This is a genomic window from Streptomyces sp. NPDC054872 (assembly GCF_053610705.1).
In genome coordinates, this window is sequence record NZ_JBSGYY010000012.1 from 221,350 (window position 1) to 243,053 (window position 21,704).

Annotated in this window: 33 protein-coding genes and 1 pseudogene; 32 read left to right on the forward strand and 2 right to left on the reverse strand. The window is 65.7% G+C overall.

Annotated elements, in window-relative coordinates:
• The first annotated feature begins 201 nt into the window (after positions 1-201).
• From rpsL to tuf, 4 genes are all read left to right on the forward strand, one after another.
• Positions 202-573 (forward strand): 30S ribosomal protein S12, encoded by a 372-nt coding sequence (gene rpsL / locus ACWGIH_RS17425; RefSeq protein WP_003948652.1) that lies wholly within the window; start codon positions 202-204, stop codon positions 571-573.
• A 2-nt stretch (positions 574-575) separates the two neighbouring features.
• On the forward strand, positions 576-1,046 hold the full coding sequence (rpsG, locus tag ACWGIH_RS17430; RefSeq protein WP_003974303.1) for a 30S ribosomal protein S7: 471 nt from the start codon (positions 576-578) through the stop codon (positions 1,044-1,046).
• A gap of 39 nt (positions 1,047-1,085) precedes the next feature.
• Entirely contained in the window at positions 1,086-3,212 is a 2,127-nt protein-coding gene (fusA, locus tag ACWGIH_RS17435; protein WP_453451890.1) for an elongation factor G, read from the forward strand.
• Between the two features lie 144 nt (positions 3,213-3,356).
• Positions 3,357-4,550, forward strand: coding sequence for an elongation factor Tu (gene tuf / locus ACWGIH_RS17440; RefSeq protein ID WP_351170407.1), 1,194 nt, complete (start codon positions 3,357-3,359; stop codon positions 4,548-4,550).
• 205 nt (positions 4,551-4,755) lie between these two features.
• On the opposite strand, the pseudogene ACWGIH_RS17445 reads toward tuf, so the two are convergent.
• A pseudogene (locus tag ACWGIH_RS17445) lies at positions 4,756-5,112 on the reverse strand (hypothetical protein).
• An 89-nt stretch (positions 5,113-5,201) separates the two neighbouring features.
• Complete coding sequence (locus tag ACWGIH_RS17450) at positions 5,202-6,128, reverse strand: helix-turn-helix domain-containing protein (protein ID WP_453451891.1); 927 nt, start codon at positions 6,126-6,128, stop codon at positions 5,202-5,204.
• An 823-nt stretch (positions 6,129-6,951) separates the two neighbouring features.
• Between ACWGIH_RS17450 and rpsJ the strand changes: the two genes are divergently transcribed.
• From rpsJ to rpsK, 28 genes are all read left to right on the forward strand, one after another.
• Complete coding sequence (rpsJ, locus tag ACWGIH_RS17455; protein WP_003948644.1) at positions 6,952-7,260, forward strand: 30S ribosomal protein S10; 309 nt, start codon at positions 6,952-6,954, stop codon at positions 7,258-7,260.
• Positions 7,261-7,273: 13 nt separating this feature from the next.
• The gene (gene rplC / locus ACWGIH_RS17460; protein WP_363212685.1) at positions 7,274-7,918 is read left to right on the forward strand and encodes a 50S ribosomal protein L3; all 645 of its coding nucleotides are present in this window, start codon (positions 7,274-7,276) and stop codon (positions 7,916-7,918) included.
• A gap of 7 nt (positions 7,919-7,925) precedes the next feature.
• Positions 7,926-8,579, forward strand: coding sequence for a 50S ribosomal protein L4 (gene rplD, locus ACWGIH_RS17465; protein WP_363212684.1), 654 nt, complete (start codon positions 7,926-7,928; stop codon positions 8,577-8,579).
• Positions 8,579-8,995 (forward strand): 50S ribosomal protein L23, encoded by a 417-nt coding sequence (gene rplW / locus ACWGIH_RS17470; protein WP_190084419.1) that lies wholly within the window; start codon positions 8,579-8,581, stop codon positions 8,993-8,995. The genes rplD and rplW overlap by 1 nt, the downstream gene beginning before the upstream one ends.
• 39 nt (positions 8,996-9,034) lie before the next feature.
• Positions 9,035-9,871 carry a 50S ribosomal protein L2 gene (gene rplB, locus ACWGIH_RS17475; protein ID WP_160506661.1) on the forward strand — a complete coding sequence of 279 codons (837 nt, stop codon included), beginning with the start codon at positions 9,035-9,037 and terminating at the stop codon, positions 9,869-9,871.
• A gap of 12 nt (positions 9,872-9,883) precedes the next feature.
• Positions 9,884-10,165, forward strand: a complete 282-nt coding sequence (rpsS, locus tag ACWGIH_RS17480) for a 30S ribosomal protein S19 (RefSeq protein ID WP_160506662.1) — start codon at positions 9,884-9,886, stop codon at positions 10,163-10,165.
• Positions 10,166-10,206: 41 nt separating this feature from the next.
• Positions 10,207-10,554: a 50S ribosomal protein L22 gene (gene rplV, locus ACWGIH_RS17485; RefSeq protein ID WP_016645177.1), complete on the forward strand. Its 348-nt coding sequence runs from the start codon at positions 10,207-10,209 to the stop codon at positions 10,552-10,554.
• Positions 10,554-11,396 carry a 30S ribosomal protein S3 gene (rpsC, locus tag ACWGIH_RS17490; RefSeq protein WP_160506663.1) on the forward strand — a complete coding sequence of 281 codons (843 nt, stop codon included), beginning with the start codon at positions 10,554-10,556 and terminating at the stop codon, positions 11,394-11,396. The genes rplV and rpsC overlap by 1 nt, the downstream gene beginning before the upstream one ends.
• A 5-nt stretch (positions 11,397-11,401) precedes the next feature.
• A complete protein-coding gene (gene rplP / locus ACWGIH_RS17495) occupies positions 11,402-11,821 on the forward strand; it encodes a 50S ribosomal protein L16 (RefSeq protein WP_135332557.1) in 420 nt (139 codons plus the stop codon).
• Positions 11,821-12,045: a 50S ribosomal protein L29 gene (rpmC, locus tag ACWGIH_RS17500; RefSeq protein WP_010036720.1), complete on the forward strand. Its 225-nt coding sequence runs from the start codon at positions 11,821-11,823 to the stop codon at positions 12,043-12,045. The genes rplP and rpmC overlap by 1 nt, the downstream gene beginning before the upstream one ends.
• Complete coding sequence (rpsQ, locus tag ACWGIH_RS17505; RefSeq protein ID WP_055564830.1) at positions 12,045-12,329, forward strand: 30S ribosomal protein S17; 285 nt, start codon at positions 12,045-12,047, stop codon at positions 12,327-12,329. The genes rpmC and rpsQ overlap by 1 nt, the downstream gene beginning before the upstream one ends.
• 107 nt (positions 12,330-12,436) lie before the next feature.
• Complete coding sequence (rplN, locus tag ACWGIH_RS17510) at positions 12,437-12,805, forward strand: 50S ribosomal protein L14 (RefSeq protein WP_073768975.1); 369 nt, start codon at positions 12,437-12,439, stop codon at positions 12,803-12,805.
• A gap of 2 nt (positions 12,806-12,807) precedes the next feature.
• Positions 12,808-13,131, forward strand: a complete 324-nt coding sequence (gene rplX / locus ACWGIH_RS17515; protein ID WP_160506664.1) for a 50S ribosomal protein L24 — start codon at positions 12,808-12,810, stop codon at positions 13,129-13,131.
• Complete coding sequence (gene rplE, locus ACWGIH_RS17520; protein ID WP_160506665.1) at positions 13,131-13,688, forward strand: 50S ribosomal protein L5; 558 nt, start codon at positions 13,131-13,133, stop codon at positions 13,686-13,688. Before rplX ends, rplE begins: the two co-directional genes overlap by 1 nt.
• A 5-nt stretch (positions 13,689-13,693) precedes the next feature.
• On the forward strand, positions 13,694-13,879 hold the full coding sequence (locus ACWGIH_RS17525; protein ID WP_003948630.1) for a type Z 30S ribosomal protein S14: 186 nt from the start codon (positions 13,694-13,696) through the stop codon (positions 13,877-13,879).
• A 223-nt stretch (positions 13,880-14,102) separates the two neighbouring features.
• A complete protein-coding gene (gene rpsH, locus ACWGIH_RS17530) occupies positions 14,103-14,501 on the forward strand; it encodes a 30S ribosomal protein S8 (protein WP_160506666.1) in 399 nt (132 codons plus the stop codon).
• Positions 14,502-14,522: 21 nt separating this feature from the next.
• Positions 14,523-15,062, forward strand: coding sequence for a 50S ribosomal protein L6 (rplF, locus tag ACWGIH_RS17535; RefSeq protein ID WP_363212682.1), 540 nt, complete (start codon positions 14,523-14,525; stop codon positions 15,060-15,062).
• Between the two features lie 3 nt (positions 15,063-15,065).
• Positions 15,066-15,449 carry a 50S ribosomal protein L18 gene (rplR, locus tag ACWGIH_RS17540; RefSeq protein WP_160506668.1) on the forward strand — a complete coding sequence of 128 codons (384 nt, stop codon included), beginning with the start codon at positions 15,066-15,068 and terminating at the stop codon, positions 15,447-15,449.
• Between the two features lie 46 nt (positions 15,450-15,495).
• A complete protein-coding gene (gene rpsE, locus ACWGIH_RS17545; RefSeq protein ID WP_160506669.1) occupies positions 15,496-16,098 on the forward strand; it encodes a 30S ribosomal protein S5 in 603 nt (200 codons plus the stop codon).
• Positions 16,098-16,280, forward strand: coding sequence for a 50S ribosomal protein L30 (rpmD, locus tag ACWGIH_RS17550; RefSeq protein ID WP_056552385.1), 183 nt, complete (start codon positions 16,098-16,100; stop codon positions 16,278-16,280). Before rpsE ends, rpmD begins: the two co-directional genes overlap by 1 nt.
• 1 nt (position 16,281) lies before the next feature.
• Positions 16,282-16,737: a 50S ribosomal protein L15 gene (gene rplO, locus ACWGIH_RS17555; protein WP_098244248.1), complete on the forward strand. Its 456-nt coding sequence runs from the start codon at positions 16,282-16,284 to the stop codon at positions 16,735-16,737.
• A gap of 224 nt (positions 16,738-16,961) precedes the next feature.
• Positions 16,962-18,275: a preprotein translocase subunit SecY gene (gene secY / locus ACWGIH_RS17560; RefSeq protein WP_453451892.1), complete on the forward strand. Its 1,314-nt coding sequence runs from the start codon at positions 16,962-16,964 to the stop codon at positions 18,273-18,275.
• Entirely contained in the window at positions 18,275-18,928 is a 654-nt protein-coding gene (locus ACWGIH_RS17565) for an adenylate kinase (RefSeq protein ID WP_453451893.1), read from the forward strand. Before secY ends, ACWGIH_RS17565 begins: the two co-directional genes overlap by 1 nt.
• A gap of 114 nt (positions 18,929-19,042) precedes the next feature.
• Positions 19,043-19,879, forward strand: coding sequence for a type I methionyl aminopeptidase (map, locus tag ACWGIH_RS17570; RefSeq protein ID WP_453451894.1), 837 nt, complete (start codon positions 19,043-19,045; stop codon positions 19,877-19,879).
• A gap of 165 nt (positions 19,880-20,044) precedes the next feature.
• Positions 20,045-20,266, forward strand: coding sequence for a translation initiation factor IF-1 (gene infA / locus ACWGIH_RS17575; protein WP_003948620.1), 222 nt, complete (start codon positions 20,045-20,047; stop codon positions 20,264-20,266).
• Between the two features lie 58 nt (positions 20,267-20,324).
• On the forward strand, positions 20,325-20,438 hold the full coding sequence (rpmJ, locus tag ACWGIH_RS17580; RefSeq protein ID WP_003948619.1) for a 50S ribosomal protein L36: 114 nt from the start codon (positions 20,325-20,327) through the stop codon (positions 20,436-20,438).
• 179 nt (positions 20,439-20,617) lie between these two features.
• Positions 20,618-20,998 (forward strand): 30S ribosomal protein S13, encoded by a 381-nt coding sequence (gene rpsM / locus ACWGIH_RS17585; RefSeq protein WP_135332566.1) that lies wholly within the window; start codon positions 20,618-20,620, stop codon positions 20,996-20,998.
• A gap of 65 nt (positions 20,999-21,063) precedes the next feature.
• Entirely contained in the window at positions 21,064-21,468 is a 405-nt protein-coding gene (gene rpsK, locus ACWGIH_RS17590) for a 30S ribosomal protein S11 (RefSeq protein WP_003948617.1), read from the forward strand.
• The last annotated feature ends 236 nt before the right edge of the window (positions 21,469-21,704 follow it).

Genomic DNA, 21,704 nt, shown 5'->3' on the forward strand with positions numbered 1-21,704 from the left:
ACGCTCAGACCTTGTGCCTGGGGTGTGCCTGGGCTCGCGCGCGTGTCTTCAGCCGCATCGCGAGTCCGAGAACGGCCACCGTAAATCTGCGCCCCTCCTCGCCTTGCGGCGGGAGTCTGCAGGATTCGACACACCCGACCGCGTGGGTCGGCGATGTTCCAGGTTAGCTTTACCATTCGGCACACAGAAACCGGAGAAGTAGTGCCTACGATCCAGCAGCTGGTCCGGAAGGGCCGGCAGGACAAGGTCGAGAAGAACAAGACGCCCGCACTCGAGGGTTCGCCCCAGCGCCGCGGCGTCTGCACGCGTGTGTTCACGACCACCCCGAAGAAGCCGAACTCGGCCCTGCGTAAGGTCGCGCGTGTGCGTCTGACCAGCGGGATCGAGGTCACCGCTTACATTCCGGGTGAGGGACACAACCTGCAGGAGCACTCCATCGTGCTCGTGCGTGGTGGCCGTGTGAAGGACCTGCCGGGTGTTCGCTACAAGATCATCCGCGGCTCCCTTGACACCCAGGGCGTCAAGAACCGCAAGCAGGCCCGCAGCCGCTACGGCGCCAAGAAGGAGAAGTAAGAATGCCTCGTAAGGGCCCCGCCCCGAAGCGCCCGGTCATCATCGACCCGGTCTACGGTTCTCCTCTGGTGACCTCCCTCATCAACAAGGTGCTGCTGAACGGCAAGCGCTCCACCGCCGAGCGCATCGTGTACGGCGCCATGGAGGGCCTGCGCGAGAAGACCGGCAACGACCCGGTCATCACGCTCAAGCGCGCGCTGGAAAACATCAAGCCGACTCTCGAGGTCAAGTCCCGCCGTGTCGGTGGCGCGACCTACCAGGTCCCGATCGAGGTCAAGCCGGGCCGTGCGAACACGCTCGCCCTGCGCTGGCTGGTCGGTTACTCCCGCGCCCGTCGCGAGAAGACCATGACCGAGCGTCTGCTCAACGAGCTCCTCGACGCCTCCAACGGCCTTGGTGCCGCTGTGAAGAAGCGTGAGGACACCCACAAGATGGCCGAGTCCAACAAGGCCTTCGCGCACTACCGCTGGTAGTCGCTACCCACATCGAGACCGAGAGAAGACTGAGCCGATATGGCTACCACTTCACTTGACCTGGCCAAGGTGCGCAACATCGGCATCATGGCCCACATCGACGCGGGCAAGACGACGACCACCGAGCGGATCCTGTTCTACACGGGTGTGTCGTACAAGATCGGTGAGGTCCACGACGGCGCCGCCACGATGGACTGGATGGAGCAGGAGCAGGAGCGTGGCATCACGATCACCTCTGCTGCCACCACCTGTCACTGGCCGATGAACGACGTCGACCACACCATCAACATCATCGACACCCCGGGCCACGTCGACTTCACCGTCGAGGTCGAGCGTTCGCTCCGTGTGCTCGACGGTGCCGTGACGGTGTTCGACGGCGTCGCCGGTGTTGAGCCCCAGTCCGAGACCGTGTGGCGTCAGGCGGACCGCTACGGCGTCCCGCGTATCTGCTTCGTCAACAAGCTCGACCGTACGGGTGCCGAGTTCCACCGCTGCGTCGACATGATCGTCGACCGCCTCGGTGCGACCCCGATCGTCATGCAGCTGCCCATCGGCGCAGAGGCTGACTTCAAGGGTGTCGTCGACCTCGTCACGATGAAGGCCTTCGTCTGGTCCGCAGAGACCAAGATGGGCGAGGCGTACGACATCGTCGACATCCCGGCGACGCACGCCGAGGCTGCCGAAGAGTGGCGCGGCAAGCTCCTTGAGGCCGTCGCCGAGAACGACGAGCAGATGATGGAGCTGTACCTCGAGGGCCAGGAGCCCACCGAGGACCAGCTGTACGAGGCCATTCGCCGCGTCACCATCGCCTCCGGCAAGGGCGGCGACACCACTGTCACCCCCGTGTTCTGCGGCACCGCGTTCAAGAACAAGGGCGTCCAGCCCCTGCTCGACGCGGTCGTGCGTTACCTCCCGTCGCCCCTGGACGTCGAGGCCATCGAGGGCCACGACGTCAAGGACCCCGAGGTCGTCGTCAAGCGCAAGCCTTCGGACGAGGAGCCGCTTTCGGCTCTCGCGTTCAAGATCGCGAGCGACCCGCACCTCGGCAAGCTCACCTTCGTCCGGATCTACTCCGGTCGCCTGCAGGCCGGCACCGCGGTGCTGAACTCGGTCAAGGGCAAGAAGGAGCGCATCGGCAAGATCTACCGCATGCACGCGAACAAGCGTGAGGAGATCGAGTCGGTGGGCGCCGGCGACATCGTCGCCGTCATGGGCCTGAAGCAGACCACCACCGGTGAGACGCTGTGTGACGACAAGAAGCCGGTCATCCTGGAGTCCATGGACTTCCCGGCGCCGGTCATTCAGGTCGCCATCGAGCCCAAGTCCAAGGGTGACCAGGAGAAGCTGGGTGTAGCCATCCAGCGTCTCTCGGAGGAGGACCCCTCCTTCCAGGTCCACTCGGACGAGGAGACCGGCCAGACCATCATCGGTGGTATGGGTGAGCTTCACCTCGAGGTGCTCGTCGACCGCATGAAGCGCGAATTCCGCGTCGAGGCGAACGTCGGCAAGCCCCAGGTCGCGTACCGCGAGACGATCCGTCGGGCCGTCGAGCGCGTGGACTACACCCACAAGAAGCAGACCGGTGGTACCGGTCAGTTCGCCAAGGTGCAGATCGCGATCGAGCCCATCGAGGGCGGCGAGGCGTCGTACGAGTTCGTCAACAAGGTCACCGGTGGCCGTATCCCGCGGGAGTACATCCCGTCGGTGGACGCCGGTGCGCAGGAGGCCATGCAGTTCGGCATCCTGGCGGGCTACGAGATGACTGGTGTTCGCATCACGCTTCTCGACGGCGCCTACCACGAGGTCGACTCCTCCGAGCTCGCCTTCAAGATCGCCGGTTCGCAGGCCTTCAAGGAGGCCGCGCGTCAGGCCAAGCCCGTGCTGCTCGAGCCGATGATGGCCGTCGAGGTCACCACGCCCGAGGACTACATGGGCGATGTCATCGGTGACATCAACTCCCGTCGTGGCCAGATTCAGGCCATGGAGGAGCGCAGCGGCGCTCGCGTCGTGAAGGGCCTCGTGCCCCTCTCGGAGATGTTCGGCTACGTCGGAGACCTCCGCAGCAAGACGTCGGGTCGCGCAAGCTACTCAATGCAGTTCGACTCCTACGCCGAGGTTCCGCGGAACGTCGCCGAGGAGATCATCGCGAAGGCCAAGGGCGAGTAACTCACCCGAGTTGACGCTTTAGGCTTGACACCATCCGCCGGGGTTCGACCCCATAAGGCAAGAACCCCGGCGGCTGGCTTCCCAGCAAAGATCACCTGGCGCCGATGAAGCAAGGCGTACAGAACCACTCCGCAGGAGGATTCAGTGGCGAAGGCAAAGTTCGAGCGGACTAAGCCGCACGTCAACATCGGCACCATCGGTCACATCGACCACGGTAAGACGACCCTCACGGCCGCCATTACCAAGGTGCTGCACGACGCGTACCCGGACCTGAACGAGGCCTCGGCCTTCGACCAGATCGACAAGGCTCCCGAAGAGCGCCAGCGCGGTATCACGATCTCGATCGCGCACGTCGAGTACCAGACGGAGACGCGTCACTACGCGCACGTCGACTGCCCCGGTCACGCGGACTACATCAAGAACATGATCACGGGTGCCGCGCAGATGGACGGCGCGATCCTCGTGGTTGCCGCCACCGACGGCCCGATGCCGCAGACCAAGGAGCACGTGCTCCTGGCCCGCCAGGTCGGCGTTCCGTACATCGTCGTCGCCCTGAACAAGGCCGACATGGTGGACGACGAGGAGATCCTGGAGCTCGTCGAGCTCGAGGTCCGTGAGCTCCTCTCCGAGTACGAGTTCCCGGGCGACGACCTGCCGGTCGTCAAGGTCTCGGCGCTCAAGGCGCTCGAGGGCGACAAGGAGTGGGGTGAGTCCGTCCTCAACCTGATGAAGGCTGTCGACGAGTCCATCCCGGAGCCCGAGCGTGACGTCGACAAGCCGTTCCTGATGCCGATCGAGGACGTCTTCACGATCACCGGTCGTGGCACCGTCGTCACCGGTCGTATCGAGCGTGGCATCCTCAAGGTCAACGAGACCGTCGACATCATCGGCATCAAGACCGAGAAGACCACCACCACGGTCACCGGCATCGAGATGTTCCGCAAGCTGCTCGACGAGGGCCAGGCCGGTGAGAACGTCGGTCTGCTCCTCCGTGGCATCAAGCGCGAGGACGTCGAGCGCGGCCAGGTCATCATCAAGCCCGGTTCGGTCACGCCGCACACCGAGTTCGAGGCCCAGGCCTACATCCTGTCGAAGGACGAGGGTGGCCGTCACACCCCCTTCTTCAACAACTACCGCCCGCAGTTCTACTTCCGCACCACGGACGTGACCGGCGTCGTGACCCTCCCCGAGGGCACCGAGATGGTCATGCCGGGCGACAACACTGAGATGACCGTTGAGCTCATCCAGCCCGTCGCGATGGAAGAGGGCCTGAAGTTCGCCATCCGTGAGGGTGGCCGGACCGTCGGCGCCGGCCAGGTCACCAAGATCAACAAGTAAGCATTTCGCTTGCACGTTGATCGGGGAGACCCGGTTGCTCTGAACTGAGAGCACAGCAGTACACGCGGTAACGGAAGGGCCCGTACGACTTCGGTCGTGCGGGCCCTTTTTAGTTGCGCGGCCTTGCGCTCCACTTCAGTGAGAAAGGCTGGTGACGCGGTGCGAGCGGCTTCCTCTGCCGCGAAGGCGTACTCCCAGCTCCAGCTCAAGTCCGTACTGCCTTTATGGCCTGGTCCAGGACGGCGCTCAGCTCGCGCAATGCCTCCTGGGCGACGGCGGCGTCCTCATGCTCCAGATCCCGTGTGGCGCGGGCGTGCCGGGTGGAGAGGTCGGGGCGGCGGGCGATCTCGATGTCCCGGGCCCAGGTGCCCAGGTGAGGACCCAGCTCTGCACCGGGCTGAGGGACTGCCACTCGACTGCCTTGGCGAAGGCCTCGTCCTTGGTCCGCTGCATCTCCGGCAGGCGCGCGGGGGGCAACCACGGCGAGGGCGGCGCGCAGGGCGTCCGGGGTCTGTTCGGGGCGGGGCGCCAGCTCGTGTCCGTGATCGGCCTGCGTGCTCATGGAGTCCTCCCGGGAGTGCACTGGCCAGGTTGGTCGGCCGGGGCTCGCGGGGTGTGGGGACGCGAACATTGCTGAGTGTTTCCCCCTGGTCAGCGGGTGTAGGGGGTGTACGGGGAGTGGTGGCAGTCGCGGCAGTGGCCTGGCGCTGGTGCGCGGAAGGCGCGGTCGCAGCCCTCGCAGTTCTGGAGGGGGTGCCGGGCGGGCTGCGGGCCGTGGAAGGGGGGTGGAGGTGGGAGCAGCGCTGTCAGGCGGTGGGCGAGCAGGGCCGCGGGGCGGCGTGGGCCTTCGGGCGGCAGGTCGTGAGTGAGGGCATGGACTACGGAGGTGGGGGCGACGTCGCATTCCAGCCAGGTGGCGACGCCGGAGGCGAGGTGGGCGGTGTCGCGGGCTGAGAGAAGCAGGCGCGGGTCCTCTCGGCGCAGATCGGCGAGGAGGTCGGTGGCCTGCTGGAGGAGGGTGGAGGTGGGGAAGGCCGGGTGCGGTACGGCGGGGAGGGGGCGGGGTTGTTTGGGGCGGGCCTTTGGGGCCGGAGTCCCGTTGGTCCCGCGAGGCGGGGGCTGGGCCGCGGCGGGCGTGTGCGAGCTTCGCTGGGCCGCCGCGTGCGGCTGGTTGCAGGAGATCGTGCGGGTGACGATGCGGCCGGCGAGGGTGCGCTCACGCTCCCGGCGCAGGTAGCCGTGGGCCTCCAGCTCGCGCAGGGCGGCTGCGATGCGGGTCGCGCCTTCGGGGAAGCGGGCGGCGAGAGTCTTGATGTCGACGCGGGCTCCGGCGGGCAGCGACTGCATGTGGCAGCCCAGGCCGATGGCCAGGAGGGAGAGCTCCTGGTGCTGCGTGAGGTGGTTGCCGATCACCGTGAAGCGGGTGGTGTGGCGGGCGTTCTCGTGGGAGATGCCGGAGGGGCGCGCAGCGGTGGGGCGGGGCTGGCTGCGGGGGCGCCGGGTCGCTCGTGCGTGGGATTGACTGCCGCCCGCGGCGGACTGGGCGCGCGGGGGCGCGCTAGGGTTTTGGGTGTCCATCGGGAAGCTCGCTTCTTCCTCGGTGGTCAGGCCCTCGCCTCGGGATTGCCGTCCCGGCGGGGGCCGTCGCATGTCTGCTGTTGTTTGCGCCTACTGGGGCTGAGAGTAGGGCAGTTGGGGGAGCGGAAAGCCAGCCGACCTGGTGATGTTCACTCGCGTGAGTGAGCGTGGTCCCGTGCGTTGCCGACCAGACCCTGACCAGACCCAGACCCAGACCCAGACCCAGACCCAGACCCAGACCCCGACCAGGTCCCGACCGGGGCCGAGCGCGTCTGACCGTGGGCGGGTGGGGTGGGGCCTGGTGGGGTTCTTTCTCCCTCTCCGGTTCTTGGAGAAAGGCGCCGGTGGCACCGGAGCACGCGGGAACGGGATCCGGTGGCGTGAGGTTCAGGGCGCGCCCTGCGGGGGCCCAGGTTTGATCTCCGGCGCCCTACGGGTACGATCCCAAGCTTCGATTGGCCAGGCCCGTGCCCCGTATGGCAGACTGTCGGGGTTGCTCGGTTGAGTGCCGATGCTGCGCGCCTCCCGCCGGGAGGACCGGAAGCGAGTCCCACAGTACTCGTCGCCCCATCTGCCGTAAGGCAGCGCTGGAGCGGACGTACGGGAATCTTCTGGGAAGTGCGGTGCGGAGACTTAACCAGGCGCCCGGTGGGTTTCTTCCCCCGGACCCGCGGTCAGCTGGGCCGCAGCCCCTAGCAGGGAAATCCTTCGGGAAATCTCCGTGAGCGGGACTGCGACACGCCCGACCGCGTGGGTCGGAGGAAGTAGAAAAAAGGGCCTCCCGGGAGCCAGAGCCTTCGAGACAAAGGACTACCAAGTAGCCATGGCGGGACAGAAGATCCGCATCCGGCTCAAGGCCTACGACCACGAGGTCATCGACTCTTCGGCGAAGAAGATCGTCGAGACGGTGACTCGCACTGGTGCGTCGGTCGCAGGCCCGGTGCCGCTGCCCACTGAGAAGAACGTGTACTGCGTCATCAAGTCGCCGCACAAGTACAAGGACTCGCGCGAGCACTTCGAGATGCGCACGCACAAGCGCCTGATCGACATCCTCGACCCGACGCCCAAGACCGTTGACTCGTTGATGCGCCTGGACCTTCCGGCCGGCGTCGACATCGAGATCAAGCTCTGAGAGGCGCGGACAGATGACTAAGCAGATCAAGGGCGTCCTGGGCGAGAAGCTCGGCATGACCCAGGTCTGGGACGAGAACAACCGTGTCGTCCCGGTCACCGTCGTCAAGGCCGGGCCCTGCGTCGTTACCCAGGTCCGTACGAATGACTCCGACGGCTACGAGTCGGTCCAGATCGCCTTCGGCGAGATCGACCCTCGCAAGGTGAACAAGCCCCTCAAGGGTCACTTCGCCAAGGCCGACGTGACCCCCCGCCGCCACCTGGTGGAGATCCGCACCCCCGGTGCCAGCGAGTACACGCTGGGCCAGGAGGTGACTGCCGAGGTGTTCGAGTCCGGCGTCAAGGTTGACGTCACGGGCAAGAGCAAGGGCAAGGGCTTCGCCGGTGTCATGAAGCGTCACAACTTCAAGGGACTCGGCGCCGGTCACGGCACCCAGCGCAAGCACCGCTCGCCGGGCTCGATCGGTGGCTGCGCCACCCCGGGTCGCGTGTTCAAGGGCCTCCGCATGGCGGGCCGTATGGGCAACGAGCGGGTCACCACCCAGAACCTGACCGTTCACGCCGTTGACGCGGAGAAGGGCCTGCTCCTGATCAAGGGCGCAGTTCCCGGTCCGAACGGCGGCCTCGTCCTGGTCCGTACCGCGGCCAAGGGGGCTTGAGGAACCGATGAGCACCATTGACATCCTTTCGCCGGCAGGCGACAAGGCCGGGACCGTCGAGCTCCCCTCGGAGATCTTCGACGTCGAGAAGATCAGCATTCCGCTGATCCACCAGGTCGTTGTCGCTCAGCTGGCCGCTGCCCGTCAGGGCACGCACAAGACCAAGCGCCGCGGTGAAGTCCGCGGTGGTGGCAAGAAGCCGTACCGCCAGAAGGGCACCGGCCGCGCGCGCCAGGGTTCGACCCGTGCGCCGCAGTTCGCCGGCGGTGGCGTCGTCCACGGCCCGCAGCCGCGTGACTACTCGCAGCGGACCCCGAAGAAGATGAAGGCCGCGGCCCTGCGCCACGCCCTCACCGACCGGGCCCGCAACGCTCGTATCCACGTTGTCACCAACGTGGTCGAGGGCGACATCTCCACGAAGGCCGCGAAGACGCTGCTCGGCAAGGTCAGCGAGCGCAAGAACGTGCTCCTGGTCATCGACCGCGCGGACGAGACTTCGCTGCTCTCCGCCCGCAACCTGCCCCAGGTGCACATCCTGGAGCCGGGCCAGCTGAACACGTACGACGTGCTCGTCTCGGACGACGTGGTCTTCACCAAGGCCGCTTTCGAGTCCTTCGTGTCTGGCCCCCAGGCCGCTGAGACCGAAGGGAGCGAAGCCTGATGGCTACGCGTCACCCGAGCATCGCCCCCAAGGCGGCCAAGGCCGCCAAGGCCGCGCGCCTCGCCAAGGCGAAGCGCCACGCCACCGAGGGCAAGAACACCGTTGAGACGCCGCTGAGCAAGAGCTTCACGGACCCCCGTGACGTCCTCGTCAAGCCGGTCGTCTCTGAGAAGAGCTACGCGCTTCTCGACGAGGGCAAGTACACCTTCGTCGTCGCGCCCGGCGCCAACAAGACCCAGATCAAGCAGGCCGTCGAGGCGGTCTTCTCGGTCAAGGTCACTGGGGTCAACACGATCAACCGCCAGGGCAAGCGCAAGCGCACCCGCACGGGGTTCGGTAAGCGCGCTGACACCAAGCGCGCGATCGTGACCCTTGCTGAGGGCGACCGTATCGACATCTTCGGCCAGGCCTCCTAACGGAGCGCCCTGGTCCGAATATCGGACGAGGACTGAGAAATGGGAATCCGCAAGTACAAGCCGACTACGCCGGGCCGTCGTGGCTCCAGCGTCGCCGACTTCGTCGAGGTAACGCGGTCCACGCCGGAGAAGTCGCTGGTCCGCCCGCTGCACAGCAAGGGCGGCCGTAACAACGCCGGTCGTGTGACCGTTCGCCACCAGGGTGGCGGACACAAGCGCGCCTACCGAGTGATCGACTTCCGTCGTCACGACAAGGACGGCGTGCCGGCGAAGGTCGCGCACATCGAGTACGACCCGAACCGCACCGCGCGCATCGCGCTCCTGCACTACGCGGACGGCGAGAAGCGCTACATCCTGGCCCCCCGCAACCTGTCGCAGGGTGACCGGGTCGAGAACGGACCGGGCGCGGACATCAAGCCGGGCAACAACCTGGCCCTCCGCAACATCCCGGTCGGTACGACCATCCACGCCATCGAGCTGCGGCCCGGCGGCGGCGCGAAGTTCGCCCGTTCCGCGGGTGCCTCCGTGCAGCTGCTGGCGAAGGAGGGCTCCATGGCCCACCTTCGTATGCCGTCCGGTGAGATCCGTCTGGTCGACGTCCGCTGCCGCGCCACGATTGGCGAGGTCGGCAACGCCGAGCAGTCGAACATCAACTGGGGCAAGGCCGGCCGTAAGCGCTGGCTGGGCGTTCGCCCGACCGTTCGCGGTGTGGCGATGAACCCGGTCGACCACCCGCACGGTGGTGGTGAGGGCAAGACCTCCGGTGGTCGCCACCCGGTCTCGCCCTGGGGTCAGAAGGAGGGTCGTACTCGTTCGCCGAAGAAGGCGAGCAACAAGTACATCGTCCGCCGCCGCAAGACGAACAAGAAGCGCTAGGAGCGGGTTTAGATGCCGCGCAGTCTCAAGAAGGGGCCCTTCGTCGACGGACACCTCATCAAGAAGGTGGATGTCCAGAACGAAGCAGGTTCCAAGAACGTCATCAAGACCTGGTCCCGTCGCTCGATGATCGTCCCGGCCATGCTGGGCCACACGATCGCGGTGCACAACGGCAAGACCCACATCCCGGTGTTCGTCACCGAGGCGATGGTCGGCCACAAGCTCGGCGAGTTCTCGCCGACTCGCACCTTCCGCGGCCACGTCAAGGACGACCGGAAGTCGAAGCGCCGCTAGCGCGGGGTGGAACGACTATGACTTACACCGAAGGGACAACCATGGAAGCCAGGGCCCAGGCGCGGTACATCCGCGTCACGCCCATGAAGGCCCGCCGAGTGGTGGACCTCATCCGTGGCATGGATGCCACGGAGGCTCAGGCGGTCCTGCGTTTCGCCCCGCAGGCCGCGAGCGTGCCGGTTGGCAAGGTGCTTGACAGCGCCATCGCCAACGCTGCACACAACTACGACCACAGTGACGCCTCTTCGCTGGTCATCAGCGAGGCGTACGTGGATGAGGGCCCGACCCTGAAGCGGTTCCGTCCGCGTGCACAGGGCCGTGCCTACCGGATCCGTAAGCGGACCAGCCACATCACCGTGGTCGTCAGCAGCAAGGAAGGAACCCGGTAATGGGCCAGAAGGTAAACCCGCACGGGTTCCGGCTCGGCATTACCACCGACTTCAAGTCGCGTTGGTACGCCGACAAGCTGTACAAGGACTACGTCAAGGAAGACGTCGCCATCCGTCGGATGATGACGTCCGGCATGGAGCGCGCCGGCATCTCGAAGGTTGAGATCGAGCGCACCCGTGACCGCGTGCGGGTGGACATCCACACCGCGCGTCCCGGCATCGTCATCGGCCGCCGTGGCGCCGAGGCCGACCGCATCCGCGGTGACCTCGAGAAGCTCACGGGCAAGCAGGTTCAGCTGAACATCCTCGAGGTCAAGAACCCCGAGGTCGACGCTCAGCTGGTCGCGCAGGCCGTTGCAGAGCAGCTGTCCTCCCGCGTCTCCTTCCGTCGCGCCATGCGTAAGAGCATGCAGTCGACGATGAAGGCCGGCGCCAAGGGCATCAAGATCCAGTGTGGTGGCCGTCTCGGCGGCGCCGAGATGTCCCGCTCGGAGTTCTACCGCGAGGGCCGCGTGCCCCTGCACACCCTCCGTGCGAACGTCGACTACGGCTTCTTCGAGGCCAAGACGACCTTCGGCCGTATCGGCGTGAAGGTCTGGATCTACAAGGGCGACGTCAAGAACATCGCCGAGGTCCGCGCCGAGAACGCCGCGGCCCGTGCGGGTAACCGCCCGGCCCGTGGTGGCGGCAACGACCGCCCGGCCCGTGGTGGCCGTGGTGGCGAGCGTGGCGGCCGCGGCCGCAAGCCGCAGCAGCAGTCCGCGCCGGCTGCCGAGGCCCCCAAGGCCGACGCTCCCGCCGCAGCTGCCGCTCCGGCTGAGAGCACCGGAACGGAGGCCTGACCGACATGCTGATCCCTCGTAGGGTCAAGCACCGCAAGCAGCACCACCCCAAGCGCAGCGGTATGTCAAAGGGTGGTACGCAGGTTGCGTTCGGCGAGTACGGCATTCAGGCCCTCACTCCGGCGTACGTGACCAACCGCCAGATCGAGGCGGCTCGTATCGCGATGACCCGCCACATCAAGCGTGGCGGCAAGGTCTGGATCAACATCTACCCGGACCGCCCGCTGACGAAGAAGCCCGCCGAGACCCGCATGGGTTCCGGTAAGGGTTCCCCCGAGTGGTGGGTCGCGAACGTCAAGCCCGGACGGGTGATGTTCGAGCTGTCCTACCCGAATGAGAAGACTGCGCGTGAGGCGCTTACCCGCGCTGCTCACAAGCTTCCGATGAAGTGCCGGATTGTTCGGCGCGAGGCAGGTGAGTCGTGATGTCGGCCGGTACCAAGGCGTCCGAGCTGCGCGAACTGGGCAACGAGGAGCTTCTCAACAAGCTCCGCGAGGCCAAGGAAGAGCTGTTCAACCTCCGCTTCCAGGCGGCGACCGGTCAGCTCGAGAACCACGGTCGGCTGAAGGCCGTCCGTAAGGACATCGCGCGGATCTACACCCTCATGCGTGAGCGCGAGCTGGGCATCGAGACGGTGGAGAGCGCCTGATGAGCGAGAGCAACGTGACTGAGACGAAGACCGACCGCGGTTTCCGCAAGACCCGTGAGGGTCTGGTCGTCAGCGACAAGATGGACAAGACCGTCGTCGTCGCTGTCGAGGACCGCGTGAAGCACGCGCTGTACGGCAAGGTCATCCGCCGTACGAACAAGCTCAAGGCGCACGACGAGCAGAACGCTGCCGGCGTCGGCGACCGCGTCCTCCTGATGGAGACGCGTCCGCTGTCGGCGACCAAGCGCTGGCGCATCGTCGAGATCCTCGAGAAGGCCAAGTAATTTCCGAGGGGATCTCCCCTCGGATCAGTTCCGCCAGGCTCGGCGGGGGCCGGCTCCCGTAAGGGATTCGCCCCCGCCGGGAACCGGCAGACAAACAGGAGATAGACGTGATCCAGCAGGAGTCGCGACTTCGGATCGCTGACAACACGGGTGCGAAGGAAATTCTCACCATCCGTGTTCTCGGTGGCTCGGGTCGCCGCTACGCGGGTATCGGTGACGTCATCGTCGCCACCGTCAAGGACGCGATCCCCGGTGGCAACGTGAAGAAGGGTGACGTCGTCAAGGCGGTCATCGTTCGCACCGTCAAGGAGCGCCGCCGTCCCGACGGCTCGTACATCCGCTTCGACGAGAACGCCGCCGTCATTCTGAAGAACGACGGCGACCCTCGCGGCACCCGTATCTTCGGCCCGGTGGGCCGTGAGCTGCGCGAGAAGAAGTTCATGAAGATCATCTCGCTCGCGCCGGAGGTGCTGTAAGCATGAAGATCAAGAAGGGCGACCTGGTTCAGGTCATCACCGGTAAGGACAAGGGCAAGCAGGGCAAGGTCATTGCCGCTTACCCGCGCGACGAGCGCGTCCTGGTCGAGGGTGTCAACCGGGTCAAGAAGCACACGAAGGCCGGCCCGACCGCCAGCGGTTCGCAGGCCGGCGGCATCGTGACCACCGAGGCCCCTGTCCACGTGAGCAACGTTCAGCTCGTCGTGGAGAAGGACGGCAACAAGGTCGTCACGCGTGTCGGTTTCCGCTTCGACGATGACGGCAACAAGATCCGCGTTGCCAAGCGGACGGGTGAGGACATCTGATGACGACCACCACCAGCCCGCGTCTGAAGACGAAGTACCGCGAGGAGATCGCGGCGAAGCTGCAGGAAGAGTTCTCGTACGAGAACGTCATGCAGACGCCCGGCCTCGTCAAGATCGTGGTCAACATGGGTGTCGGCGACGCCGCCCGTGACTCGAAGCTCATGGACGGTGCCGTCCGTGACCTGACCACCATCACGGGTCAGAAGCCGGCCATCACGAAGGCCCGGAAGTCCATCGCGCAGTTCAAGCTGCGCGAGGGTCAGCCGATCGGCTGCCACGTCACGCTCCGTGGCGACCGCATGTGGGAGTTCCTGGACCGCACCCTGTCGCTCGCGCTTCCGCGCATCCGCGACTTCCGTGGTCTGTCCCCCAAGCAGTTCGACGGCCGTGGCAACTACACCTTCGGTCTCACGGAGCAGGTCATGTTCCACGAGATCGACCAGGACAAGATCGACCGCGTCCGGGGTATGGACATCACCGTGGTCACCACGGCGACCAACGACGCTGAGGGCCGTGCCCTTCTCCGTCACCTCGGCTTCCCCTTCAAGGAGGCGTAAGCGAGATGGCGAAGAAGGCTCTTATTGCCAAGGCTGCTCGTAAGCCCAAGTTCGGTGTGCGCGGCTACACCCGCTGCCAGCGCTGCGGCCGTCCGCACTCCGTGTACCGCAAGTTCGGCCTGTGCCGCGTCTGCCTTCGTGAGATGGCTCACCGTGGCGAGCTGCCGGGCGTGACCAAGAGCTCCTGGTAATTCCCCCTGTCCTAAGGGACTTGGGAATTACCGGAGGCTCTCGGTAAGTATCTGGTCGGTAGGTGGCCCACCTCTCCATGGCTTAGGCTAGGAGGGTTGGGCGCCTGCCGCCCTGACCGACTTACTACGCCGTAGGTCCCCGCGCCGCACCCGTCCCGCCTCTGAGTGGGGAGAGGGATGGCGCAGATAGGAAACCACGGCGAGAGAGGCCGAAGGCCAATTCATGACCATGACTGATCCGATCGCGGACATGCTGACTCGTCTGCGTAACGCGAACTCGGCGTACCACGACTCCGTGGCGATGCCGCACAGCAAGATCAAGTCTCACATCGCGGAGATCCTCCAGCAGGAGGGCTTCATCACGGGCTGGAAGACCGAGGACGCCGAGGTCGGCAAGAACCTCGTCCTCGAGCTGAAGTTCGGCCCGAACCGTGAGCGCTCCATCGCGGGCATCAAGCGGATCTCCAAGCCCGGTCTCCGGGTTTACGCGAAGTCCACCAACCTGCCGAAGGTGCTCGGCGGCCTGGGCGTGGCGATCATCTCCACGTCGCACGGTCTGCTCACCGGCCAGCAGGCAGGCAAGAAGGGCGTAGGTGGGGAAGTCCTCGCCTACGTCTGGTAGTCGGGAACGGAGGAATAGCTAATGTCGCGTATTGGCAAGCTCCCCATCACGGTTCCCGCCGGCGTGGACGTCACCATCGACGGCCGGACGGTCTCGGTTAAGGGTCCCAAGGGCTCCCTTTCCCACACCGTCGTCGCGCCGATCGACATCGCTAAGGGTGAGGACGGCGTCCTGAACGTCACCCGCCCGAACGACGAGCGTCAGAACAAGGCCCTGCACGGCCTGTCCCGCACGCTGGTGGCGAACATGATCACCGGCGTGACCGCGGGTTACGTGAAGAAGCTCGAGATCAGCGGTGTCGGTTACCGCGTCCTCGCGAAGGGCTCCAACCTGGAGTTCTCGCTGGGTTACAGCCACCCGATCCTGGTCGAGGCCCCCGAGGGCATCACCTTCAAGGTGGAGTCCGCGACCAAGCTTTCGGTCGAGGGCATCGACAAGCAGAAGGTCGGCGAGGTTGCGGCCAACATCCGCAAGCTGCGCAAGCCCGACCCGTACAAGGCCAAGGGCGTCAAGTACGAGGGCGAAGTCATCCGGCGCAAGGTCGGAAAGGCAGGTAAGTAAGCCATGGCATACGGTGTGAAGATCGCCAAGGGCGACGCTTACAAGCGTGCCGCCAAGGCCCGCCGCCACATCCGCATCCGCAAGAACGTGTCGGGTACGGCGGAGCGTCCGCGCCTCGTCGTGACTCGCTCGAACCGCAACATCGTTGCTCAGGTCATCGACGACCTCAAGGGTCACACCCTTGCGTCGGCGTCGACCCTGGACGCGACGATCCGCGGTGGCGAGGCCGACAAGTCCGCGCAGGCCAAGCAGGTCGGCGCGCTCGTCGCCGAGCGTGCCAAGGCTGCGGGTGTCGAGGCCGTCGTGTTCGACCGCGGTGGCAACAAGTACGCCGGGCGCATTGCCGCTCTGGCGGACGCCGCCCGCGAAGCCGGGCTGAAGTTCTAAGCCCCGGTTCCGGAGCTAGCGGACGTAACAGAGAGAGGTAATTCCAATGGCTGGACCCCAGCGCCGCGGAAGCGGTGCCGGTGGCGGCGAGCGGCGGGACCGGAAGGGTCGCGACGGTGGCGCTGCCGCCGAGAAGACCGCATACGTTGAGCGCGTTGTCGCGATCAACCGTGTCGCCAAGGTTGTCAAGGGTGGTCGCCGCTTCAGCTTCACCGCGCTGGTCGTGGTGGGCGACGGTGACGGCACCGTAGGTGTCGGATACGGCAAGGCCAAGGAAGTTCCCGCGGCCATCGCCAAGGGCGTTGAAGAGGCCAAGAAGAACTTCTTCAAGGTTCCGCGTATCCAGGGCACCATCCCGCACCCGATCACGGGCGAGAAGGCCGCGGGCGTCGTCCTGCTCAAGCCTGCTTCCCCCGGTACCGGTGTTATCGCCGGTGGCCCGGTGCGTGCCGTGCTCGAGTGCGCGGGCGTGCACGACATCCTGTCGAAGTCGCTCGGTTCGTCGAACGCGATCAACATCGTGCACGCGACCGTGGCGGCCCTCAAGGGCCTGCAGCGTCCCGAGGAGATCGCGGCTCGCCGTGGTCTGCCCCTCGAGGACGTGGCCCCCGCGGCTCTGCTGCGTGCACGTGCCGGGGCGGGTGCGTAATGGCTCGCCTCAAGGTCACGCAGACGAAGTCGTACATCGGCAGCAAGCAGAACCACCGCGACACGCTGCGTTCGCTTGGCCTCAAGCGGGTCAACGACGTGGTCGTCAAGGAAGACCGCCCCGAGTTCCGCGGAATGGTGCACACCGTCCGCCACCTCGTGACGGTTGAGGAGGTCGACTGACATGGCGGAGCAGAACCCGCTGAAGGTCCACAACCTCCGGCCCGCCCCGGGCGCCAAGACCGCCAAGACCCGTGTGGGTCGTGGTGAGGCGTCCAAGGGTAAGACCGCTGGTCGTGGTACCAAGGGCACCAAGGCCCGTTACCAGGTTCCGGAGCGCTTCGAGGGTGGGCAGATGCCCCTCCACATGCGCCTCCCGAAGCTCAAGGGCTTCAAGAACCCGTTCAAGACCGAGTTCCAGGTCGTGAACCTCGACAAGCTGAGCGCGCTGTTCCCCGAGGGTGGCGAGGTCACCGTCGAGGCCCTCGTGGCCAAGGGTGCGGTTCGCAAGAACAGCCTCGTCAAGGTCCTCGGCCAGGGTGAGGTCACCGTGGCGCTGCAGGTGACGGTTGACGCCGTCTCCGGCTCCGCCAAGGAGAAGATCACCGCCGCCGGCGGTACTGTCACCGAGCTCGTCTGAATTCTTCAGGCCACTCGATGACTTGAGCGATTCCCAGCCGGGGATGCCCCACAAAAGGGGCATCCCCGGTTGGTCGTTCCAAGGGGGGCACGGTCGCCGGTAAGGTGGCGTGCACTGTCTAAGCTCCGTGCGGTCTGCCCGTGCGGTTTTTCTGACTGATACGTATTCGTCGATCCTCAGACCACTACCTCTGACGCACGCGCGCGGGGGTCGCAGGAGGCACCGTGCTCACCGCGTTCGCCCGGGCGTTCAAGACGCCCGACCTGCGCAAGAAGCTGCTCTTCACTCTCGGCATCATCGTGATCTACCGGCTCGGAACGCACATTCCGATCCCGGGCGTGAGCTACAAGAACGTCCAGGTATGTATGGACCAGGCCAACTCCAACCAGGGGTTGTTCGGTCTGGTCAACATGATGAGTGGCGGGGCGCTGCTGCAGATCACGATCTTCGCGCTCGGCATCATGCCGTACATCACGGCGAGCATCATCCTGCAGCTGCTGACCGTCGTGATCCCGCGGCTCGAGGCGCTGAAGAAGGAGGGCCAGGCCGGCACGGCGAAGATCACGCAGTACACGCGTTATCTCACCGTCGCGCTCGCGATCCTCCAGGGCACCGGCCTCGTGGCGACCGCACGCACGGGCTCGCTGTTCTCCGGCTGCCCCGTCGCCACCGAGATCGTGCCGGACCAGTCGATCTTCGTGACCATCACCATGGTGATCACGATGACCGCGGGCACGGCCTGTGTCATGTGGCTCGGTGAGCTCATCACCGACCGCGGCATCGGCAACGGCATGTCGATCCTGATGTTCATCTCGATCGCCGCGACCTTCCCGAGCGCCCTGTGGGCGATCAAGAGTCAGGGCTCGCTGGCCGGTGGCTGGATCGAGTTCGGCACGGTCATCGCGGTCGGTCTTGTCATGGTCGGTCTGGTCGTCTTCGTGGAGCAGGCTCAGCGCCGCATTCCCGTCCAGTACGCGAAGCGCATGATCGGTCGCCGGTCCTACGGCGGTACTTCGACGTACATTCCGCTGAAGGTCAATCAGGCGGGCATCATCCCTGTGATCTTCGCCTCTTCGCTGCTCTATATCCCCGCTCTCGTCGCCCAGTTCGCGGGTGGCAACTCCGGGTGGAAGCAGTGGATCGAGGCGAACCTGACCAAGGGCGACCACCCGATTTACATCGCGACGTACTTCTTGTTGATCGTGTTCTTCGCCTTCTTCTACGTGGCTATCTCGTTCAACCCCGAGGAAGTCGCGGACAACATGAAGAAGTATGGTGGCTTCATCCCGGGCATCCGGGCTGGCCGTCCGACCGCTGAGTACTTGAGCTACGTACTCAACCGGATCACGTGGCCGGGCTCGCTGTATCTGGGTCTGATCGCTCTCGTACCGACGATGGCGTTGGTGGGCTTCGGCGCGAACCAGAACTTCCCGTTCGGCGGGACAAGCATCCTGATCATCGTGGGTGTGGGTCTGGAGACCGTGAAGCAGATCGAGAGCCAGCTCCAGCAGCGCAATTACGAAGGGTTCCTCCGCTGATGCGAATCGTCCTCGTCGGGCCGCCCGGTGCGGGCAAGGGAACGCAGGCCGCGTTCCTCGCCAAGAACCTGAAGATCCCGCACATCTCCACGGGCGACCTCTTCCGCGCCAACATCAGCCAGGGCACGGAGCTGGGCAAGCAGGCGAAGGCGTTCATGGACGCCGGCAACCTCGTACCCGACGAGGTCACCATCGGCATGGCCCACGACCGCATGACGCAGCCGGACGCCGAGAACGGCTTCCTGCTCGACGGCTTCCCGCGGAACGTGTCGCAGGCCGAGGCCCTGGACGAGTCGCTGAAGGCGGACGGCCAGAGGCTCGACGCGGTGCTCGACCTCGAGGTCCCCGAGGACGAGGTGGTCAAGCGCATCGCCGGCCGCCGCATCTGCCGGAACGATTCCAGCCACGTTTTCCACGTGACGTACAGCAAGCCGAAGGCCGAGGGCGTCTGCGACGTCTGCGGCGGCGAGCTCTACCAGCGCGGTGACGACAAGGAAGAGACCGTGCGCAAGCGTCTCGACGTGTACCACCGTGAGACCGAGCCGATCATCGACCACTACAAGGCCCAGGGCCTCGTCGTGACGATCTCGGCGCTCGGCAAGGTGGACGAGGTCACCAAGCGCGCGATGGACGCGCTCAAGGGCGACAAGTAGCCAGTACGCTGTCTCGGCCGCGGTGCCCCTCGGGGGACCGCGGCCGTAGTGTTGTGTACGTAGCGGTTACGTACGTGGCCGGTTGTCGGACGGATGACGGAGAGCGGAAGCCCCATGGTGCAGATCAAGACCCCCGAGCAGATCGCGAAGATGCGTGAGGCGGGCCTTGTGGTCGCTGCCATCCACGCCGCGACACGTGAGGCGGCGGTGCCGGGTGCCACCACGAAGGACTTGGACGACGTCGCCCGCAAGGTGATCGCCGAGCACGGCGCGAAGTCCAACTTCCTCGGGTACGGCGGCTTTCCGGCGACGATCTGCACCTCGGTCAACGAGGTCGTCGTGCACGGCATCCCGGACGACAAGACCGTCCTGAAGGACGGCGACATCATCTCCATCGACGCCGGCGCGATCATCGAGGGCTGGCACGGCGACGCCGCCTACACCGCGTTCGTGGGCACCGGTCACTCCCCGGAGCTGATCGAGCTCTCCCGGGTGACCGAGGAGTCGATGTGGGCGGGCCTTGCCGCCATGAAGCAGGGCAACCGGCTCGTGGACATCTCCCGCGCGGTCGAGACGTACATCCGCCGCCAGCCGAAGCCCGGCGGCGGCAAGTACGGGATCGTCGAGGACTACGGCGGCCACGGCATCGGCACCGAGATGCACATGGACCCGCACGTCCTGAACTACGTCGAGCGCCGCCGCGGCAAGGGCCCCAAGCTGGTCCCCGGCCTCTGCCTGGCCATCGAGCCCATGGTCTCCCTCGGAACGCCCCGCACGGAGGTCCTGGAGGACGACTGGACGGTCATCACGACGGACGGCACGTGGTCCTCGCACTGGGAGCACACGATCGCTCTCACGGAGGAAGGGCCGCTGGTCCTCACGTCTCCGGACTGCGGCAAGGCGAAGCTGGCGGAGTACGGGGTTACGACGGCGCCGGACCCGCTGGGGTAGGACCCCGGCCGCTTAAGGATCTTGTCTGTGGGGCATTCTTCCTCGATTCGTCTTTCCGGGGTGCCTGACGTAGACTGACTCGTCGGCTCTCGTGCATCCGTGTGCCTGCTTGCGGGGATACGGAAGTACGCGGTCGATCAAGGTAGTCGATTCGAAGGGCAAAGCGTGGCCAAGAAGCAAGGTGCCATCGAGATCGAGGGCACTGTCGTTGAGTCTCTTCCGAACGCCATGTTCAAGGTTGAGCTCCAGAACGGCCACCAGGTCCTGGCACACATCAGCGGCAAGATGCGCATGCACTACATCCGCATCCTCCCTGACGACCGGGTCGTGGTGGAGCTGTCTCCGTACGACCTGACGCGTGGCCGGATCGTCTACCGGTACAAGTAGATCTTGCCCGCACCCCATTCACGTGGGGTGATGGCACTGACCCGGAGAACCTCACCCAATGAAGGTCAAGCCGAGCGTCAAGAAGATCTGCGACAAGTGCAGGGTGATCCGCCGTCACGGCCGGGTCATGATCATCTGCGACAACCCGCGCCACAAGCAGCGCCAGGGCTGACGCACGACTGCAGTTCGCAGATTTTCGCGCGACGCACGTAAAGCACATGTGCAGGACCCGTCCCTCTTCAGTGATGGAGGGCGACACCCCCGGTCGGAGGCCGGGGACCCAGGATGTACCTCGTACGGCACCTGGGAACGGTCCTGCTGAAGACCTCCGAAAATCAACAGGAGCCTTGAATGGCACGCCTTGAAGGTGTTGACCTCCCGCGCGAAAAGCGTGTCGAGGTCGCCCTCACGTACGTGTTCGGCATTGGCCGCACGCTGTCCCAGCAGACGCTGGACGCCACCGGTGTGGACCGCAACACCCGTGTTCGTGATCTGTCCGAAGAGGACCTGATCAAGATCCGCGAGTACGTGGACGCCAACATCCAGACGGAGGGTGACCTCCGCCGCGAGATCCAGGCCGACATCCGCCGCAAGGTCGAGATCGGTTGCTACCAGGGTCTTCGTCACCGTCGTGGCCTGCCCGTCCGCGGTCAGCGCACCAGCACGAACGCTCGTACCCGTAAGGGCCCGCGTCGCGCCATCGCCGGTAAGAAGAAGCCGGGCAAGAAGTAGTCCTCGCTCAGCGGTCTATCGACAGCTGTCGCTGCAGGACCGACCACCTCCCGTAGGAGTAATAGATGCCCCCCAAGGGTCGTCAGGGCGCTGCCAAGAAGGTGCGCCGCAAGGAAAAGAAGAACGTCGCTCATGGGCACGCCCACATCAAGAGCACGTTCAACAACACCATCGTCTCGATCACGGACCCCACGGGCAACGTGATCAGCTGGGCCTCCGCCGGCCACGTCGGCTTCAAGGGCTCGCGCAAGTCGACTCCGTTCGCCGCGCAGATGGCCGCCGAGTCGGCCGCGCGTCGCGCCCAGGAGCACGGCATGCGCAAGGTTGACGTCTTCGTCAAGGGTCCGGGTTCCGGTCGCGAGACCGCCATCCGTTCGCTGCAGGCGACCGGCCTCGAGGTCGGCTCGATCCAGGACGTCACGCCGACGCCGCACAACGGCTGCCGTCCCCCCAAGCGTCGCCGCGTCTGACGCACGTCGCTTGATCCAGGGATTTTCGGGCGGTGCGGCTCCTCGGAGCCGTACCGCCCGTACCCTTGTAACTGTATGAACATTGGGCTGCCGCCCAGTGGCAAGGACATCAAATAGTGGGTGTCCCTGACTGAAGGAAACACTTCATGCTGATCGCTCAGCGTCCCTCGTTGACCGAAGAGGTCGTCGACGAATTCCGCTCCCGGTTCGTGATCGAGCCGCTGGAGCCGGGCTTC

What these genes read in the sequence shown, in the direction of transcription:
- rpsG (WP_003974303.1), top strand. Translation starts at nt 576, where the DNA reads ATGCCTCGTAAGGGCCCCGCCCCGAAGCGCCCGGTCATCATCGACCCG.
- fusA (WP_453451890.1), top strand. Translation starts at nt 1,086, where the DNA reads ATGGCTACCACTTCACTTGACCTGGCCAAGGTGCGCAACATCGGCATC.
- ACWGIH_RS17450 (WP_453451891.1), bottom strand. Translation starts at nt 6,128, where the DNA reads ATGGACACCCAAAACCCTAGCGCGCCCCCGCGCGCCCAGTCCGCCGCG.
- rpsJ (WP_003948644.1), top strand. Translation starts at nt 6,952, where the DNA reads ATGGCGGGACAGAAGATCCGCATCCGGCTCAAGGCCTACGACCACGAG.
- rplC (WP_363212685.1), top strand. Translation starts at nt 7,274, where the DNA reads ATGACTAAGCAGATCAAGGGCGTCCTGGGCGAGAAGCTCGGCATGACC.
- rplD (WP_363212684.1), top strand. Translation starts at nt 7,926, where the DNA reads ATGAGCACCATTGACATCCTTTCGCCGGCAGGCGACAAGGCCGGGACC.
- rplW (WP_190084419.1), top strand. Translation starts at nt 8,579, where the DNA reads ATGGCTACGCGTCACCCGAGCATCGCCCCCAAGGCGGCCAAGGCCGCC.
- rplB (WP_160506661.1), top strand. Translation starts at nt 9,035, where the DNA reads ATGGGAATCCGCAAGTACAAGCCGACTACGCCGGGCCGTCGTGGCTCC.
- rpsS (WP_160506662.1), top strand. Translation starts at nt 9,884, where the DNA reads ATGCCGCGCAGTCTCAAGAAGGGGCCCTTCGTCGACGGACACCTCATC.
- rplV (WP_016645177.1), top strand. Translation starts at nt 10,207, where the DNA reads ATGGAAGCCAGGGCCCAGGCGCGGTACATCCGCGTCACGCCCATGAAG.
- rpsC (WP_160506663.1), top strand. Translation starts at nt 10,554, where the DNA reads ATGGGCCAGAAGGTAAACCCGCACGGGTTCCGGCTCGGCATTACCACC.
- rplP (WP_135332557.1), top strand. Translation starts at nt 11,402, where the DNA reads ATGCTGATCCCTCGTAGGGTCAAGCACCGCAAGCAGCACCACCCCAAG.
- rpmC (WP_010036720.1), top strand. Translation starts at nt 11,821, where the DNA reads ATGTCGGCCGGTACCAAGGCGTCCGAGCTGCGCGAACTGGGCAACGAG.
- rpsQ (WP_055564830.1), top strand. Translation starts at nt 12,045, where the DNA reads ATGAGCGAGAGCAACGTGACTGAGACGAAGACCGACCGCGGTTTCCGC.
- rplX (WP_160506664.1), top strand. Translation starts at nt 12,808, where the DNA reads ATGAAGATCAAGAAGGGCGACCTGGTTCAGGTCATCACCGGTAAGGAC.
- rplE (WP_160506665.1), top strand. Translation starts at nt 13,131, where the DNA reads ATGACGACCACCACCAGCCCGCGTCTGAAGACGAAGTACCGCGAGGAG.
- ACWGIH_RS17525 (WP_003948630.1), top strand. Translation starts at nt 13,694, where the DNA reads ATGGCGAAGAAGGCTCTTATTGCCAAGGCTGCTCGTAAGCCCAAGTTC.
- rpsH (WP_160506666.1), top strand. Translation starts at nt 14,103, where the DNA reads ATGACCATGACTGATCCGATCGCGGACATGCTGACTCGTCTGCGTAAC.
- rplF (WP_363212682.1), top strand. Translation starts at nt 14,523, where the DNA reads ATGTCGCGTATTGGCAAGCTCCCCATCACGGTTCCCGCCGGCGTGGAC.
- rplR (WP_160506668.1), top strand. Translation starts at nt 15,066, where the DNA reads ATGGCATACGGTGTGAAGATCGCCAAGGGCGACGCTTACAAGCGTGCC.
- rpsE (WP_160506669.1), top strand. Translation starts at nt 15,496, where the DNA reads ATGGCTGGACCCCAGCGCCGCGGAAGCGGTGCCGGTGGCGGCGAGCGG.
- rpmD (WP_056552385.1), top strand. Translation starts at nt 16,098, where the DNA reads ATGGCTCGCCTCAAGGTCACGCAGACGAAGTCGTACATCGGCAGCAAG.
- rplO (WP_098244248.1), top strand. Translation starts at nt 16,282, where the DNA reads ATGGCGGAGCAGAACCCGCTGAAGGTCCACAACCTCCGGCCCGCCCCG.
- ACWGIH_RS17565 (WP_453451893.1), top strand. Translation starts at nt 18,275, where the DNA reads ATGCGAATCGTCCTCGTCGGGCCGCCCGGTGCGGGCAAGGGAACGCAG.
- map (WP_453451894.1), top strand. Translation starts at nt 19,043, where the DNA reads ATGGTGCAGATCAAGACCCCCGAGCAGATCGCGAAGATGCGTGAGGCG.
- rpmJ (WP_003948619.1), top strand. Translation starts at nt 20,325, where the DNA reads ATGAAGGTCAAGCCGAGCGTCAAGAAGATCTGCGACAAGTGCAGGGTG.
- rpsM (WP_135332566.1), top strand. Translation starts at nt 20,618, where the DNA reads ATGGCACGCCTTGAAGGTGTTGACCTCCCGCGCGAAAAGCGTGTCGAG.
- rpsK (WP_003948617.1), top strand. Translation starts at nt 21,064, where the DNA reads ATGCCCCCCAAGGGTCGTCAGGGCGCTGCCAAGAAGGTGCGCCGCAAG.